Source organism: Pseudomonas sp. GL-R-19, from assembly GCF_019956375.1.
GTDB lineage: Bacteria > Pseudomonadota > Gammaproteobacteria > Pseudomonadales > Pseudomonadaceae > Aquipseudomonas.
On record NZ_JAHBDJ010000030.1, the window covers coordinates 1 to 16118 of the forward strand.

Below are 16118 nucleotides of genomic sequence, written 5' to 3' on the forward strand. Positions count from 1 at the left end.
CCCACTAACCGAGCTGCAAAGCTCAACGAAGGGCCGAAAAACCACTCAATGTGGTGAATAGGTTCTCCGGTGGTGGTCGTGCCTGAGTTCAGGCGAGCTGAAAATCCGACTTTTTCAACAGAATCGGTCGTTTTCAGCCCTTCGTGACAGGCAGTAATCGGCCAATGCCCGCTAGAATCAGCGGCGTGAAGTGTGTGTTGGGCGACATCAGGCATGGCTCCAAAGCGCCTTTCAGGTACCCGATGAGAGACGGGCGACATCGGGCGTGGATTCGGCGCCGATGCAAATCTCGCTTTGACGTCCCAGGAATAGAAAGACCACGGCGGCTGTGAACAGCGTGAACATCGCCAGCAGTTGCAACAAGGTGTTGAACCCGGCGGTATAGGCCGAGCGCAGTATCGTCAGCGGGATTTGGCTGGCGTCGGTGCTCGCGTGCTGGATATCACCCATCACCAGGCGTTGCGCGATAGTTGAATAGTCAACGGCGGACAATTTGACCGAGATACTGATGCTCAGATGGTGTGCAACCAGGGCCGTCAGCACCGCAACAGTGATCGCCAGGGCGACACCCTCGCTGGCCACCCGCGTCGTGTTGAAAATACCGGCGGCCATCCCCGCCCGTTCCTTGGGGATCACGCTGATCGACAAACCATCCATCAAGCCCCAGGGCAGGCCTGTACCGATACCGCTCACCAGCATGGCCGCGATGATCTGCGCGTGCGTAACGACCGGGATCGTACTCAGCCAGTAGAGCCCGGCCGCTGCGATCACGAAGCCGATTGCGCAGAGTACGCCCGCCGACAACCAGCGAGTTAGCGACGCGGCAATGATCGGGACAATCAGCATCGGGGCAGAGAGTGCCAACATCATCAGCCCCGCTTCAAAGGCACTGGCCCCTTCTACGCCGATAAACCGAAACGGCAGCAATACGATCAAGACGATGTAGCAATAGCAGGTACCGATCGGCAGGATCTGTACACCGACAAAGCGCGGAAACAGAAATAGCCCCAGTTCCAGCATCGGATGTTTTGCCCGATTCTCAACAATGAAAAACAGCAGCAAAAAGACCGCCGACGTTCCAAGCAGTGCATGGATGACCGGCGAACCCCAGCCTTGCTCAGGTGCCAGAATCACCGCCGTAGTAAACGTGATCAACAGGCCGGAAAACATCAGCACGCCGGGCGTATCCAGACGCTGTGCTTGCGGGTCGCGGCTTTCGCGCATTTTCGGCAGGGCAAATATCAAGGAAAGGATGGCGAGCAGGGCCGTGAAAAGGAAAATTGCGCGCCAGCCCAAGTACTCGATCAGCAACCCCGATAACAACGGCCCGAAGGCCAGGCCAACCCCGAAAGTGGTGCCCAGAAGGCTGAAAGCACGAGTCCTGGCATGTCCATCAAACTCCTGCGCAAGTGCCGCCGAACCGCTGGCCAGGGCTGCCGCCGCGGCAATGCCCTGCACGCCGCGCAACAGGTCCAGCCAGAAAATATCGGGGACCGCCGCCAACAGGATCGACACCAGTGCAAACAACGCCATGCCGCACATGAACAGTCGCTTGCGTCCGTAGAGGTCAGCGAGGGTGCCGGCTGCCATCAGCAGGCTGCCGAAGCTAAGCATGAAGGCATTGGTGATCCAGGCCAGTTCCGTGGGATGGGCATCAAAGGTTTGACCAATGAACGGCGTAGCCACTGCCCCGCCGGTAAAACTCATGGGTAATACCAAGGCGGCCAGGCAAATTGCAGCCAAGATGGAGTGCCGACCATGGGCCGGCAGCGGTTCGGTAGCTGAGTTCATTAGGTGATTCCCTGCATATCTATGAAGTATCCGTGCTGTCCAGGCCGAGGCGCGCGATCGTTCGTACACTCTAGTTAGGATACAATCGAAGATAAACTGGCTTTTATTCCACTTATAGTGAACCAAAAGGATGCAATCGAGTTGTGGACAGTCTTAGTGGGGTGATCTCATTCGTAAAAACCGCCGAGGCGCTCAGTTTCATCAGTGCCGCCAGGGCGTTGGGGATTTCTGCCTCGGCCGTGGGCAAAAACGTCGCCAAACTTGAGGCTTCGCTGAATGTGCGGTTATTGCACCGCAGCACCCGCAAAGTCAGCCTGACTGCGGAGGGACAGTTGTTTTATGAACGCTGCCGAAAGATCCTCGACGATCTTCAAGATGCCCGGGCGATGCTTTCCCATGCCACACAGGAACCCCGTGGAAAGTTACGCGTCAGCTTGCCCACCATCGGTTATCGCTTTCTCTTGCCCCATATGGCGCGGTTCCGCAAAACCTATCCGGAGATTGAGCTGGAACTGGACTTCAACGACCAGTTGGTAGATGTGATCGATGAAGGCTTTGACGTAGTGATTCGCAGCGGCGGCCAGGCCGACTCCAAGCTGATGGCCCGCAAGCTGGGGCCTTTTAAGTTTGTCCTGTGCGCATCGCCTGACTATTTGCAGCGTAAGGGACGGCCCGTCACTATCAGTGACCTGGAGCATCACGAGTGCTTGCGTTACCGATTTGTCACGACGGGTAAAATAATGGACTGGAGTATGTCTTCGGCCCCCCAGTTCACGCAGTTACGCCTGCCAACCGCCCTGACATTGAACAACATGGAAGCCATGCTGATGGCCGTGGTGGATGGGCACGGTATCGCATTTGTCCCGGACTTCCTGGCCCGCGAAGCTATCGCCCAGGGGCACCTGGAAACGGTGCTCGACGGTCACAGCGAAGATCAAGGGCAGTTCTGGGCGTTGTGGCCGTCCAGTCGCCATCTTTCACCGAAGATCCGCGTATTCGTGGACTTTGCTGCCGAGCATCTGTTTGCCATCCCTTCCGTCGACAGACCAGCTGTAACTCGCTCATGAAGCCGGTAATCGCTGACCGTCCGTTGTGGGTCGACTTCCGTCGGTCGTGAGAGGCACCGATCGGCCATTTGCGCACATGCCATTGCTCTCCATCACCCTGCGCCAGCCTTGGGACTCAGCTAAAGTACTGATTCATGGAGCTTAGAGACGAGCAATGAAACTGAACCACAGGCCAGTGAAGGCTAGCGACGTTAAAATGATCTGCGGCTTTCCTCAGAACGCTCAAGAGTTGTTTTTCATGTTTCCGAAGGCGCACTTCCCGCTAACGGAAACGCAGTTGATTACCGCGATCTCCCAACGCTTTGACTCTACCGTCGTGGAAATCAATGGGACTGTCGTTGGGTTTGCCAATTTCTATCGAGCGCAACGCAATGGCGTTTGCTGTATCGGCAATGTCATCGTCTCGCCGAGCGCTCGGGGCGAAGGAGTGGCGACGTTTATCGTAGAGACGATGACCAGCTTGGCATTCGAGCGTTACGACGCCCGCGAGGTGCAGGTTTCCTGTTTCAACGAAAACACGGCAGGGCTGCTGCTCTACCCCAGGCTCGGGTTTGTGCCTTATGCCATTGAGGAGCGACCTTCTTTGGGAAACGGCCGATCGGCCCTCATACACATGACGCGCAGCAGAATCTCGACAGGTTGAATACACAGTTGATTGCTACCCTGGATGACAACTAGAAATCGGCCAGAAGCGGCCTGTCGTGTCCAGGTTCAAACCATTTTGCACGTCAACCAAGCACTCCAGAACAGGCTGCTGAAGAAACGGGTAGCGTCCCCGAATCCGGCGTCGTGTAACAGTTTTTGAACCGCCGCCTCAGAATGTGGAGGGTCAGCGCCTTGGAGGATTTTCCCCAGCTTGACCTTCACTTCATCCGGGCTGGCTCCATGCTGCCGCCACCGTTGCCCCCAAGCAGCAAGCAATAGCGGTTGGCTGGCATAAGCGTACTGATTCCCCGCGACAATCAGCGGCGCGCCCGGCTTTAGATGAGCCCGAATGGATTGTAAAACTTGTCGTTTGGCATCATTTCCATCGAGATGATGCAGTACACCGATCAAGGTAGCTGCGTCATATGATTGGTCTGCTGCCAGGTCTTCAACATGCCCAAGATGCATGTCCGTTCTTTCACGCAAGTTGTTTGCCTCTAACTGCTGCTTCGCTGCCTCCAGCATTGGCTCGGATGGATCAACGGCAGTGAAGCGCCAACCGGGCTCCAACGTTGCCATCGCAATAATTTCCTGCGCCGTGCCGCCAGCGCCAACTACCAGTATCTTCGCCGAATTTGTATTGCCGAGGCTTGCCGCCAGCATGCACGCAACAAGATCGTGGCAGGCGTCATATCCTGCTAATGCGATACGGCTCTGTCGTCCGTATTCATTGGCCCGTGTGGTATCAAATTTTTCAGCTGAGTTGAGAGGTGATGATTTCAAGGCGGTTCTCCATGTCCTTGAATCAAGCTATGTCATATACGGCGATAATAAAAATTCATTAATTTTATTAACTGCATTCCTATGTGGAATACAACTCCCAATCGGAGTTTGCCTTGGCATAGTCAGCTTCACGCCCTGAGGAAGTCAGTCAACCTAAATCAAGACTTTTGAGGAGCGGTGACCCACGCTTCCACACAGCTTGCAAAAACCATGCGAATGGGGATAGATCGACTTTAAACATCAACTCATCCAATTTCTCATCGCCAGGGTCAATTCATGCCGCTGAGGTTTCATAAAATGCACGCCAATGGCGATGACTTCGTTATCGTGGACTCGCGTAACTCATCCAATCCAATGACAGACGGCATGGCTCGGCGCATGGGTGACCGGAACCGGGGAGTCGGGTTCAATCAACTCGCGGTGGTGCTCGATGACGATGCTGCAGATGCGCGCTTGATGTTCTGGAATGCAGATGGCTCCGCGCTGGACGTTTGTGGCAGCGCGACGCGGGGTGCCGCGGATTTGTTGATGCGCGAATCAAATACCAAGTCGATAACGCTGCGAACCAACCGGGGCCTGCTCACTTGCGAACGGACCTCAACCGGCGCAATTTCCGTCGACATGGGAGTACCACTTTTCGACTGGTCGGTTATTCCTCTGGCTCTGGAAATGGATACTGTAGGTTTGCCACTTGCGGGTAGCCCATCAGCTTGCAGCATGGGAAATCCACACTGCACCTATTTTGTGGATGATCTTACAGCTGTGGACATAGCGACAATCGGACCGACCATAGAAACCAACCCTCTTTTTCCCCTCAGGACGAACGTGCATTTCGTCCAGATCATTGACCGAAAGCACATTCGTTTGCGCATTTGGGAGCGCTGGGGAGCGATTCCGCTTGGTTCAGGTTCCTGCTCTTGTGGCGCTGCTGTAAACGGAATTCGTCGCGGCTTGTTAGACAATTCCGTTGAGGTTGAATGTGATGGCGGCACTGTAACGGTTCAATGGGATGGCGTGGGATCTGTCGTCCTGACCGGTCCGGTAGAGACGACTTTTTCGGGAATGATTTCGGGTGCCCTGTAACAAGCTTTGTAGTGGCTGAATCGTGATAAGCAGGTAAGTCGATCACCCCCAAGAGAGAGGGGTGATGTCCGGACCAGACTCGCACATCCCGCAGCCCTGCCATACTGTTGAGCATGACCCGTGCAACTTTCCGCTTCTATGAGGAGCTCAACGATTTCCTGCCGGCCGAACGTCGGCGGCAGTCCTTCACCTGCGAGTGCGCGCAAGGGGCGACGGTCAAGCACATGATCGAGGCGCTCGGAGTACCGCACACCGAGGTCGAGCTGGTGCTGCTCAACGGCGAGTCGGCGGGCTTCGAGCGGGTGATCCTCGACAATGACCGGCTGGCGGTGTATCCCAAGTTCGAAACGCTGGACATCAGCCCGCTGCTCAAGGTTCGTGCGCAACCTTTACGGGTGCTGCGCTTCGTCGCTGATGCGCACCTTGGCGGGCTGGCCAGCCTGCTGCGCATGAGTGGCTTCGACACGCTCTACGACAATGGTTTCGAGGATAGCGAGATCGCCGAGATCGCTGCGCAGCAAGGACGCATCGTGCTGACCCGTGACCGCGAACTGCTCAAGCGGCGGATCATCAGCCACGGCTGTTACGTGCATGCCCTGAAACCGTCGCTGCAGCTGCGCGAATTGTACGAGCGCCTCGACCTGGCGCGTAGCGCGCGGCCATTCAGCCTGTGCCTTCATTGCAACCTGCCGCTGCACGAGATCAGTCCGGAACTGGCTCGGCCGCTGGTACCGCCACGCATTGGCGTCCTCTATTCGCACTTCCTGCGCTGCAACGCCTGCCAACGGGTTTACTGGGAAGGTTCGCACTGGCGCGGCATGTGTGCATTCCTGGCACCGCTGCTGAACCGATAGCCGCGCGCATCGGGCACTCGATGATGTTTTTCGGCACAGTCATGTGGCTCCACAAATTGAAGTGCTGATACACCATCGACAATCGGCTGCGCAGGCTCCGTAACTGCCCGGGGTAGAGCGCTCGAACGAGCGCCCTGTTCAAGCTGACGACGACGCGTTACTGGGCGCCGTAGACGTCAAAATCGAAGTACTTGTTGTTGATCCGCGCGTAAGTACCGTTGGCAAGAATGGTTGCCAGGGCTTTGTTCAAGTCTTCGCGCAACGCGACATCGTCCTTGCGCAGACCAAGGCCATCACCGACGCCGAAAAAGCCCGGGTTATCCAGAGTGGCACCGGCAAATTCATAGTCACTACCCGCCGCGGTTTTCAAGAAGCCGTAACTGGCTTGAATGGAACCCTGCAACGAGGCATCAAGTCGCCCCACGACCAGGTCGGCGTACACCTGATCCTGATTTTGATAGGAAAGAACGTCCACGCCTTTGGCACCCCAAACCGCTTTGGCATAGGATTCCTGGGTCGAGCCCTGCTCCACACCAATGCGCTTGCCCTTGAGCGATTCGAGGGTCGGCTGTAATCCCGATCCACGTTTGGCCACTAACCGTGCCGGTGCATTGGACACCTTGTCGGTAAACGCAATCTGCTCCAGGCGTTTGGGTGTGATAGTCATCGAAGACGCCACCGCATCGAACTTGCGCGCCAGCAGTCCCGGGATCATCCCGTCCCAACTGCTTTCCACCCAGACGCATCGGGCTTTCAGTTCGGCGCACAACGCCTCGGCGATGTCGACCCCGAAACCGGTCAGCGTGCCATCCTGGTTCTTGTATTCCAGCGGTGGATAGGTCGGGTCCACCCCCAGCCTCAACACTTTGCCAGACCAGTCGGCCGCCCCCGCCAGGCTCGAGGTGGTCAGGAACACCAGGGAAACGGCTGCAATCATCTTGTTCATTTTTATTCCTCTTCAGGCCGCAGGTTTTTTACAGGCACAACGGGCGAAAATTCGCCATCTCAACACAGAAAACGTTCGACCAACTTGACCCAATAGCTCGCGCCCACCGGCAGGCAGTCGTCATTAAAGTCGTAGCCGGGGTTGTGCAGCAGGCACCCGCCTTCTCCCTCGCCGTTGCCGATCACCAGATAGCTGCCGGGGCATTTTTCCAGGACAAAAGCAAAGTCCTCGCTGGCCGTAAACGGTCGCAGGTCATCGATCAGGTGTTCCTCTCCCAGCCAGTCGCGGGCGACTTCATGGGCAAACGCCGTCTGTTCGGGATCGTTGATCAACACCGGATGGCAATGTTGGTAATCGATGTGGACCCGGGCGCCAAAACTCTCGGCCTGGCCCTTGACCAATTCAGTGATTCTGACATCCAGCAAGTGGCGAATCTCGGGGGTCAGGGCGCGTACGCTCAGGCTCAGGTCGGCGCTGGACGGGATGACATTCGAGGCGCTCCCGGCATGCAGGGAGCCCACCGTGATAATCGCCATCTCCTGCGGGTTAACGTTGCGCGAGACGATGCTTTGCAGGGCCATCACGATTGAGGCAGCGACCACCACCGGGTCGACGGCTTTGTGCGGCACCGCGCCATGGCCACCATTGCCGATGATTTTGATGTTAACCGTGTCGGCAGACGCCATGAACGGCCCGCTGTAAAAACCCAAATGCCCGACGGGATAACCCGGCACGTTATGCATGGCGAAGATCGCGTCACACGGAAACCGTTCGAGCAGCCCCTCCTCCAGCATTTTCCTGGCACCGCCCAGCCCTTCTTCCGCCGGTTGGAAAATCAGGTGCACGGTGCCATTGAACGCCCGTGTTCGGGCCAGGTACTGACCGGCTGCCAGCAGGACTGCAGTATGACCGTCGTGACCGCAGGCATGCATGACTCCGTCGATCCGGCTGGCATAAGGCAAATCGGAGGTTTCCTGTATCGGCAACGCATCCATGTCAGCGCGCAAGCCAATGGACCGACCTTCGCCATTTTTCAGGGTGGCAACGACCCCGGTCTTGCCCACCCCGGTGCTGACCTCAAAGCCCCACTGAGTCAAATACGCTGCCACCAGCTCACTGGTGGCGAACTCTTCAAAACCCAGTTCAGGGTGGGCGTGAATGCTGTGACGTATCGCGATCATTTCATCTTGCATCGCGGCAATACCAGGCAGGACCAGGCCGGCATTCATGGGTGTTCTCCTTCGACAGGGGCTGTGCGGCAGCGAAAGCGCTGTTGGGGTCGATCTTAGGGAACGGACGCGGGGCTGGGGAGGCGCAGTTTGGTTATGATGACAACCATTAGTTGTCACCTGGGTGAGCAGATGAAACTGCATCAATTACAGGCGCTGATTGCCAGCGCCGAAACCGGCAGTATCCGCGCGGCCGCGCGTTCGCTGGAGATTTCCCAGGCCGCTGTGACCAAAGCACTGCGCGAGTTGGAAACCAGCCAGCAGCTACCGCTGTTTACCCGAACCGCCAGCGGTCTGAACTTCACCGAATACGGCAAAGTGCTGCTGACTCACGCCCGGCTGGTGATCAAGCAACTGGAGCACGCACAGACCGAGCTTGATCACATGCGTGGAAAGGCTCAAGGCCGGCTCTGCGTCGGGATCACCCCATGGGTCGCCCTGACCTTCCTGCCCGAAGTCGTGCTGGCTTTTCGCGAACGTATGCCACACATCAAGCTGGAACTGTTCGAAAGCCTGATGGCCGTTGCCCAACCGCTGCTGCGCGACGGCAGCATGGACTTTGCGATTGGCCAACTCCATCCCACACAATCGACCCAGGAATTCGCCTGCGAAACCTTGCTCGATTACCAGACCTCGGTGCTGGTCCGCGAGGGTCACGCCCAACAGCATGCGCGATCGATCCACGAGTTACTGGAAGAAAACTGGACCCTGAACTACGCGCCGGACGGGCACGACGGGCTGATGCAGGAACTGTTCTGGAAACACGGCGCGCAGATTGATGAGAATCGAATCGTGCGTGCTCATTCACTGGCCATTTTGCAGATGATGGTCGAGCGGGCCGACATGTGCACCTGGGGGCCGTCCATCGTGAGCACAGCCCCGCCATTTCTGGGGCGTGTGGTATCCCTGGGGCTGACCGAGCAGTTCGAGCCCCGACAGCTGAGCATCGTGACGCGCCGCAATGGCGCCCTGAGCAATCCGGCGGTCTGCTTCACCGAATGTCTGTTGCAGGTCATTCGGCGCCATGCGCGCTCAGCCAAAAAGGAAGACCGCGCGCTGTTTGAAACCTTACGGCTGCGGCTGTGAGGTGAGCCTACGGTTTTATGTCTGATACGTCAGGACGTCTTTGGGTCGAATCTGGCCGTAGGTACCGGCGCCAAGCGTTCACTACTGACTGATTTCTGCATGTGGCCAGAGGCGACTCTCGGCCAAAAGCTGCCCCTTGGCGAGAGGCAGCTTACAACGATGAACTCAACGACGATCGTTTCAAACCAGCAGCGACCTGTCCGCTATTGCAAAGGCACATAAATATCGGTCTGCCATTGATCCTGCGGTGTCTCGGGATAAATGCTTAGATAATCGAAGAACAGCGGCTGGTCTCGAAGCTCCTCGCCGCTGGTAGGGAGCCAGTCGCGATAGATCGGATAGATCGATTCGCCGATGTGATCCGTCGAGCCCACGTGACGCACCACGACGCAGCGCCCGCCAGGGATAACCCTCTCGGTTACGCCGAACTCATTCGCTGCTACCGCCTCGTGAATCTCGCCGCAGATTGCAAACCGGAACTCTTCGGCCGGGGTCGTATCGGGGTTGCCGAAAGGAATACCAAAGCTGCGACTTGATGCCACCGGCGACTGTCCGCTCTGCATGCGCCACTCGATAAATTTACGCACGCTCTCATTAATGAGCACGGGCGCTCCGCAATGCTCTAATGCTGCAACCCTGACTTCGCGAAATTCCACAATTCGTATCTGCATGATGATGCTCCTGGAAAAATGAGGGATGGTGAACACCGCACTCCAGACCTGCCAATTCGGTTGCTTCCTGAATGCACTCGGCGTCGTACCGAACGCCCGCCTGAACGCCCTGGAAAATGCTTCGGGGCTTTCGAAACCCGCACCGAAAGCGGCGTCCAGCACCGAGTAATCCGCGAGGGAAGACAAGCAATGCGCCGCGCGTCGTAGTCGCATCAGTTGTACATAACGTGAAACAGGCACGCCCACGAACGCGGTGAATTGTCGATGGAAGTGAAACGCCGAAAAATTCGCGACTTGGCTCAACATCTTCACGGACAAGTCACCTTCGAGATTGGCGTCGATGTAGGCGAGTACCAGGTCGAAGCGTTTTGTGTAGGCGGCGTTGCTCAGCAAGTCAGACACTGGATGGAGGCTCCGGGAAATACGGTAGGCAATAGAGTCGACTATACCGGCGTGCCCGCGCCTAGCCGTGTTTGCTCAGGTCGCGATTGAAATGCCTGTTCGACGTGGCCGCCTTGGATGCACCGTCTTGAAGGCTACCGGGCAGTTCATCTGAGCCTCCGATTGTAAATCCTGTACGACCGACAGCTATATTGGGTCGATTTCGGTCGGTCGTGACAGGCAGAAAGCGGCCAAAAGCGGCCTGTGGGGCGCGCCTCGAAAACCTGGGGCAACTCACAATTTTGACTCGATACTACTTACAGACTCACTCGGGCCGGCAGCGGTACCGATTTTCCGACGCAGAATCATCATTCCCGCAGATACAAGGCGAGTTGCACTGCGGCTCGCCGATGGCCGCCGGCCACCCGCGAGCCAGTGCCATCAAGCCAGCAGCTTAAGCTCGTCTTTACCGTACTTGAGCGATTTCTCGTCTGGAATCATCAGGCCGGTGTGCTCGTCGCGCCCCTGCAGGACGAAGCGGGCGTCCGGCTTGCCCAGTTGGGTAGCGGCCTGCCGGCTGTCGGCGCCGATCTCGCCCTTCTTCATGCGGTTGACGATCACCCCCACCGCCGTATCGTTGAAGTCGCGCAGCATCCAGGCATCGCCATCGCTGTCGCCAGCCACCAACACCGGGCCATAGCCCTTCTGTTTAACCAGCACGTTCTTGATGCCGACGGTCTTGCCCGGACCGTAATTGAAGTGCCAGTCTGGCTGATAGCGAGTGGTGTACTTGCCGTCTTCCATCGCCATGCGCAGGCCGATCACGTTCTCAGGCGGCACGCCGTATCCGTAATGAGGATTGCCCGCGAACACGCGTACCACATCGTCGATCGAGGCGGTGCTGACATAGACGTCGATGCCGTTGGCGCGCAGCGTGTGCATCAGGCCACGAATCTCCTCATGGATTCGAATGCCATGGAAGTGGGTATCGGCCACCACCCCGGCCCTGCCCGGTAATGTGCGCGAACTCTCGTACTTGACCTTGCGCAGCGCGTCGCCGATGGCGGAGTTGTTGGAAGCCTCGGCCATCGCCTGCAACTCAGCCGTGGTCATGTTCTTGTAGAAATACAGAATCCACTTGTAGCCGATCTCCACGGGGTAACTGTCGCAGATCGCGTCGTACATGAAGTAGAGCTTGGCGAGAAAATCCTTGTACTGCTCGCTAGCCTGGATCTCTTCCAGGCTCTTGTCGCCAGCGAGCCCCTTGTAGTTGGCGTGCAACCAGCGGTAATCCGCTTCCACATCGCTGGCGATGTCTTCCATCTTGACCGGCTTGCCGTCCACCGTGGTGTAGTCCTTCATGAACGCGCCGTTCGGCACGTCCTGACGCACCACGGCAGCGAACTCATCAGGCGTCAGCTTGTACTGCAAATGATTGATCTGGTAGACCAGCAGCGCTTCTTCACAGTCGTTCATGATGCAGGTGTTGTCCCAGTCGAACACCGCGTATGGGCGCTGGTCAGGACGGTAGGACGCGCTTTTGACGCCGTGCTCATCGATCACCGCTTGCAGACGCTTTTGGTTAAGCGGCGACCAGCGCACTGGGTCCAGCGCACTCGGTGTGGCCGCAGGCGTGGCGGCTTGCGTTATACGGGATGACAACAACAGCGGAGAGACGACGGAAACGGTGGCGAGGGTGTTCAGAAACTGGCGACGCTGCATGGCATAGCTCCTACTTCTAGACGAGAGGTTACAACCGAGGCGATGGCGAAAGCGTGTTTCAAAATACGAACGAGGGGAAGAGCCCGTCCGGCCACGAGGCTAGCTCCAAATACACAAAAAAACAATATTGCCTCAATATTACACAAACATGACGCGCAGACCGTGTCAGCTCAATGATCCTGGGGCCGCGCCAAACTTGACAGCGACTGACGCCCCTCCACAATGCGTGCTCGGACAGCGACTCGAACAGCAGGGACACCCGGTATGTGGCAAGAAGAGCGTTACCAGCGGATCCGCGCACTGCTATCGACCTTGCAGCGCGTCACCACCGACCGCATCGTCACGGAGCTGAATGTTTCTCGCGAGACTGTGCGGCGCGACCTGGTCGCTCTGGAAGAACAGGGAGAGTTGAAGCGGATACACGGCGGCGCCATCCGCGTTGAGGACGAAGCGCCCATCGCCGAGCGGGCGCAAAGCAACGTCAAGTTCAAGCGTGACCTCGCGCGCGCCGCGGTCAGTCTGCTGTCACATGGGCAGACAGTGTTCATCGACGCGGGCACCACCACCGTCATCCTTGCCGAAGAGTTGGCCAAGCTGGGAGGGCTGACCGTGATCACCAACTCGTTCAACGTGGCACTGCAACTGCGCAACCCCGCGGCGTCGGGCGGTCGGCACAACGAGGTGCTCGTACTGGGCGGTTCACTCGACGATCGTGCGCCGGCGACGGTCGGCAGCACCACGGTGGCGGAAATTGCCCGCTATCGGGCCGACCTGGCGCTGTTGTCGCCGGTCGGCATCGACGCCCAGCGCGGTGCCAGCAACTACGACCACCGCGAAGCCGAAGTGGCACGCGCCATGGCCGACAATGCCGAAGGCGTAGTCATCCTCGCCGATTACAGCAAGATTGGCGTGGAGAGCCGCGTCGCTTTCTGCCCGCCAGAACGCATCGACGTGCTCATCACCAACCACAAGGCCAGTACCGAAGCGGCGTTCGCCGCACTGAACGCCAAGCTGAAACGTATTGTCCTGGTGTAGCGGTGGTTTGGCGGTTGCAACAGGCATTGACTCAGCGTGATGCTCAAGTGCAGGCAACCGGGTAGATCTTGCACGATGCGACTCTCGGCGCTGGCAAACTGACCGTAACTGTATTGGCTGCGATCGCCTGCAATGGGTCGATTTCCGTCGGTCGTGAGAGGCAGAGATCGGCCAAGAGCAGCCATCCAGCCCATCAAAAATCGGACGATTGATGCATTTGCCGATTCACCATGGGGTGACAGAAATGGGCTACCTTGTTGACCCAGTTACTCATAGCTCAGGGAGAGCGCCATGTCTGTAGAAATTCAGCTTTCGGAAAACGCGACTGAAGAAGAGCGGTTAGGCATTTTGACCCCTTTGCTGGCCCATAATCTGGCCAACGGTGGGGACGACGCCCATGAAACATTTGCCCTGTTGCTACGAGACCCTGACAGCAATGAAGTTATCGGCGGGCTGTACGGCAAGGTCTCATATCGATGGCTGCTCATCGATCTTGTCAGCGTTCCCGAGTCGATGCGTGGCCAAGGTATCGGAGAGCGGCTAATGCGCATGGCCGAAGAGGTTGCACATAAAAAGAACTGCACTGGTATCTGGCTGGAGACCTTCAGCTTTCAGGCACCCGGTTTTTATCAAAAACTTGGCTATTCCGAATTCGGACGCCTGGCAGACTATCCACCGGAACATACCCGGCTCTATTACCAGAAGTCATTGCGCTGACAGCGATTTGGATCTTGGCCCGATCGCAAGCACACCGGTCTTTCCCCAAGCGACTACCGGCGCCAGCGTCAGGGCTCTGCTGGCCGCAGATAGGGCTCGATAAAGCCGCAGCCAAGGATCTCGTTCAGGCGTTGCGCATCGCTCATTCGGCGAAACAGTCCAATAGTCTTCCACGGCGCGTGACCATCGACATTGGGCGCTCCCAATCCGGCCAACAGGTCGGCGATCAGTATTGATCGGGTCTCGAAAGAGATGCGTGTCAGCCCGGTGCTATTGCCGACGCCGGCATGGGCATGAGCCCCGGAAAAGGCGATCAGGCTCCCCGGAGCGATATCGACGGCAATCCCCTCCTGCGGGCCGATCGCTTCCAGCAGATGCGGAATGGCTTCGTCGGCATCCACGGCATTGCGGCCGTGTCGATGGGATCGCTGCAAAATGGCGCGCATATCGAAATCTGCACTCGAATTACCCAGCGGTCGCTGCCATAGGCCTGGATACAAGGCGACGGTACGCCCTGCCGTGATGGGATAGATGGGCGCCCACCAGTTGGTTTGTGCATAGATATTCGACCCCCAGGTATCGCGGTGAAACGCGATGGTGGCCGTCGTGCGGGCACGCGGCGTTGACTGCCCTGGCTCGCAATGCGGCTGAAAACGCAAATGCAGGCGATCGCACGCCAGGGTATCAGGGGCGATGCCAAGGCTTTGCACGACGTCCCGCCAACGCTGCTGGACCTCAGCCGAGCCTGCGAAGTCATTCTGAATTTTCGCAAAGCGCTCAATCTGCTCAGGGTGGCTCAAATGGCGATGGATCTGTTGCGGTGACCAGGGATGCAGCGCGTCTTCGAGGAACGCACGCGTATATTCCACCAGCGCCGTCATGGGCTGCAGGTCAGCGAAGCGAATGATCTCGCCAGCATAGATCCGGTCATGCAATTGGCGAGCGGTGCTCGGTAAGGCAAGCGAGCTGTACATGACTGGAAGTCCCCTGAAGGTGCGCCCCTGACTTTAGATCCACGCCGATTGTGGCGAAAGTGGCAGGTGGGGCGAAAAAGCGCGGATCAGGCCCTGGGGACGTGAGCAACAGGCGACCTTCAAGCCATGAATGGGGTGCTTATGGCAATTCTTGGCAGGTAGTTAACTGCCAGGAGCGGTCCCTCGCGGCCGGTTTGCGAAGGTCCGCTTCTGGCCGGTTAGCGACCATTGCTCTGGCTAGCCATCCTTGTACTCCCACACGTGGAGGACTTGCCATGAACATCATCGCCGCCTGCAGCCGTCAGCCTTGGAACAAGGGAAAATTGGTCGGGCAGAAAACCCCGCTTCGACTGAGAGATATCCGGGCCATCCGAGTAAGGCTTCAAATTGCCGAAAGAACCCGGGATCTGGCTCTCTTCGATCTAGCCATCGACAGCAAGCTTCGAGCCTGCGACTTAACCAAGCTCCGTGTTCGCGACGTTGCCCATGGCGAGCACGTGTCATCACGAGCCATGGTGATGCAGCGGCCGAGTGAGATTATCGAGTTGCTGCCGCATAGATGGGCGCCCGTTTAACCACGCAAGGTCTTTTGGGCGGACGCTTACTGTCCAGGGCCTGGCCAGAAGGTTTTAGAAAATGCGTAAGCGATGGGCTTGAAACTGGAAGCAGGCTGCAGCTTCCGTTTCCCAGATGCTGACAGTTCAGTTGGAAGAGTTGTTCAGCTGCTGAAGCTCAAGTTGCTTGGCAGCACTGGCTTCGAGGTTTGCACGCTCTTCATCCAGATACCGATAAATGTTTTGGAGGTTGGCGATTTTCTGTTTGATTTCTGCCATCTTCTTTTCAATTAGCTTAGCGCCGTCAGCACAATCGATCAGCTTGTTCCGCTGCGCATCCAGAATCTCGCCTATTTCCCCCAGGGAAAACCCCATGCTTTGCGCGCGCTGGATAAAGTCCAGATCCTGCAAAGTTTGCACTGTGTAATGGCGATAGTTGTTAGTTCCCCGTAGCGCTGAGATCAGGCCGATTTGTTCGTAGTAACGCAGCGTATGGCGGCTGGCGCCGCTGCGGGCCTCGAGTTCACCGATTTTCATGAAAACACCGCTTGACTATAGAGTTGGGTCGATAGTTTACGAT

Annotated in this window: 16 protein-coding genes and 2 pseudogenes; 8 read left to right on the top strand and 10 right to left on the bottom strand. The window is 57.5% G+C overall.

The annotated features are described in order from the left end of the window. Positions 1-215: hypothetical protein (locus tag KGA83_RS16305; RefSeq protein WP_223530210.1), on the bottom strand; the 215-nt coding region annotated here is incomplete at its 3' end. A 16-nt stretch (positions 216-231) separates the two neighbouring features. After that, complete coding sequence (locus KGA83_RS16310; protein ID WP_223530246.1) at positions 232-1791, bottom strand: MFS transporter; 1560 nt, start codon at positions 1789-1791, stop codon at positions 232-234. A gap of 143 nt (positions 1792-1934) precedes the next feature. Here KGA83_RS16310 and KGA83_RS16315 point away from each other — a divergent pair, with 143 nt between their 5' ends. Both KGA83_RS16315 and KGA83_RS16320 read left to right on the top strand, forming a co-directional pair. Further along, entirely contained in the window at positions 1935-2858 is a 924-nt protein-coding gene (locus tag KGA83_RS16315; protein WP_108219538.1) for a LysR family transcriptional regulator, read from the top strand. Between the two features lie 154 nt (positions 2859-3012). Then, the gene (locus tag KGA83_RS16320; protein WP_223530212.1) at positions 3013-3501 is read left to right on the top strand and encodes a GNAT family N-acetyltransferase; all 489 of its coding nucleotides are present in this window, start codon (positions 3013-3015) and stop codon (positions 3499-3501) included. A gap of 68 nt (positions 3502-3569) precedes the next feature. Here KGA83_RS16320 and KGA83_RS16325 read toward each other — a convergent pair whose 3' ends face one another. Beyond that, positions 3570-4286 carry a class I SAM-dependent methyltransferase gene (locus tag KGA83_RS16325; protein ID WP_223530214.1) on the bottom strand — a complete coding sequence of 239 codons (717 nt, stop codon included), beginning with the start codon at positions 4284-4286 and terminating at the stop codon, positions 3570-3572. 276 nt (positions 4287-4562) lie between these two features. Between KGA83_RS16325 and dapF the strand changes: the two genes are divergently transcribed. Both dapF and KGA83_RS16335 read left to right on the top strand, forming a co-directional pair. Beyond that, entirely contained in the window at positions 4563-5369 is an 807-nt protein-coding gene (gene dapF, locus KGA83_RS16330; RefSeq protein ID WP_108219535.1) for a diaminopimelate epimerase, read from the top strand. A 113-nt stretch (positions 5370-5482) separates the two neighbouring features. Then, positions 5483-6223: a Mut7-C RNAse domain-containing protein gene (locus KGA83_RS16335; RefSeq protein WP_108219534.1), complete on the top strand. Its 741-nt coding sequence runs from the start codon at positions 5483-5485 to the stop codon at positions 6221-6223. Between the two features lie 7 nt (positions 6224-6230). On the opposite strand, the pseudogene KGA83_RS16340 reads toward KGA83_RS16335, so the two are convergent. The 3 genes and pseudogenes from KGA83_RS16340 to KGA83_RS16350 form a co-directional block, all read right to left on the bottom strand. Next, positions 6231-6338, bottom strand: a pseudogene (locus KGA83_RS16340) (histidine/lysine/arginine/ornithine ABC transporter ATP-binding protein); the annotation flags it as partial. 42 nt (positions 6339-6380) lie between these two features. Next, positions 6381-7160 carry an ABC transporter substrate-binding protein gene (locus KGA83_RS16345; protein WP_371920817.1) on the bottom strand — a complete coding sequence of 260 codons (780 nt, stop codon included), beginning with the start codon at positions 7158-7160 and terminating at the stop codon, positions 6381-6383. 68 nt (positions 7161-7228) lie between these two features. Beyond that, on the bottom strand, positions 7229-8398 hold the full coding sequence (locus KGA83_RS16350; protein ID WP_108219532.1) for a M20 aminoacylase family protein: 1170 nt from the start codon (positions 8396-8398) through the stop codon (positions 7229-7231). A gap of 96 nt (positions 8399-8494) precedes the next feature. On the opposite strand from KGA83_RS16350, the gene KGA83_RS16355 reads away from it, so the two are divergent. Continuing rightward, the gene (locus KGA83_RS16355; RefSeq protein WP_223530216.1) at positions 8495-9484 is read left to right on the top strand and encodes a LysR substrate-binding domain-containing protein; all 990 of its coding nucleotides are present in this window, start codon (positions 8495-8497) and stop codon (positions 9482-9484) included. Positions 9485-9687: 203 nt separating this feature from the next. On the opposite strand, the gene KGA83_RS16360 is transcribed toward KGA83_RS16355, so the two are convergent. Both KGA83_RS16360 and KGA83_RS16365 read right to left on the bottom strand, forming a co-directional pair. Continuing rightward, positions 9688-10557, bottom strand: a complete 870-nt coding sequence (locus KGA83_RS16360; protein WP_223530218.1) for a GyrI-like domain-containing protein — start codon at positions 10555-10557, stop codon at positions 9688-9690. Between the two features lie 420 nt (positions 10558-10977). Then, positions 10978-12258: a haloacid dehalogenase-like hydrolase gene (locus tag KGA83_RS16365; protein ID WP_223530220.1), complete on the bottom strand. Its 1281-nt coding sequence runs from the start codon at positions 12256-12258 to the stop codon at positions 10978-10980. A 264-nt stretch (positions 12259-12522) separates the two neighbouring features. Here KGA83_RS16365 and KGA83_RS16370 point away from each other — a divergent pair, with 264 nt between their 5' ends. Next, entirely contained in the window at positions 12523-13293 is a 771-nt protein-coding gene (locus tag KGA83_RS16370; protein WP_223530222.1) for a DeoR/GlpR family DNA-binding transcription regulator, read from the top strand. Positions 13294-13584: 291 nt separating this feature from the next. Beyond that, positions 13585-14010 carry a GNAT family N-acetyltransferase gene (locus KGA83_RS16375; RefSeq protein ID WP_223530223.1) on the top strand — a complete coding sequence of 142 codons (426 nt, stop codon included), beginning with the start codon at positions 13585-13587 and terminating at the stop codon, positions 14008-14010. 68 nt (positions 14011-14078) lie between these two features. Here the strand turns inward: KGA83_RS16375 and KGA83_RS16380 are convergent, their stop codons facing one another. Continuing rightward, positions 14079-14984: a hypothetical protein gene (locus KGA83_RS16380; RefSeq protein WP_108219526.1), complete on the bottom strand. Its 906-nt coding sequence runs from the start codon at positions 14982-14984 to the stop codon at positions 14079-14081. A 275-nt stretch (positions 14985-15259) separates the two neighbouring features. On the opposite strand from KGA83_RS16380, the pseudogene KGA83_RS16385 reads away from it, so the two are divergent. Then, positions 15260-15511 (top strand): annotated as a pseudogene (locus KGA83_RS16385) (integrase); the annotation flags it as partial. Positions 15512-15685: 174 nt separating this feature from the next. Here the strand turns inward: KGA83_RS16385 and KGA83_RS16390 are convergent. Then, positions 15686-16075 (bottom strand): MerR family transcriptional regulator, encoded by a 390-nt coding sequence (locus tag KGA83_RS16390; protein ID WP_223530225.1) that lies wholly within the window; start codon positions 16073-16075, stop codon positions 15686-15688. Positions 16076-16118: the final 43 nt, after the last annotated feature.